This is a genomic window from Staphylococcus pasteuri (assembly GCF_030547725.1).
GTDB classification, from domain to species: Bacteria; Bacillota; Bacilli; order Staphylococcales; family Staphylococcaceae; genus Staphylococcus; species Staphylococcus pasteuri.
The window spans coordinates 1-238 of record NZ_JAUOQO010000917.1 but is presented as its reverse complement, the minus strand read 5'-3'; the positions used below and the strand labels follow the sequence as shown (position 1 = coordinate 238).

The 238-nt window shown below is 35.3% G+C and carries 1 protein-coding gene; it reads right to left on the bottom strand.

Annotated features, from left to right (window positions below; translation table 11 throughout):
- Positions 1–238: tetratricopeptide repeat protein (locus tag Q4528_RS15910; protein ID WP_303522720.1), on the bottom strand; the 238-nt coding region annotated here is incomplete at both ends.

Sequence of the window (238 nt, the reverse complement as noted above, 5' to 3'; positions counted from 1 at the left end):
GGATTTTCATTATTAATGCTAATACCCAGTTTAAGTTGTTCGATCGCTTCATCTTTTTTATTGTCTAGCGAGAATAAAATACCTTTAGCAAAATTAATCAAATATTCCGGAGTAGCTGAAGTCAACTCTTTTAGCTCAACAGCTCCATCTTCTGTTTGACCTGTTGCTAGCAGGGATAGTGCTAGTTGAAATCGAGCTAGAGAAAACTCAGGTTCAGTTCTTAAACAATCTTTAAAAC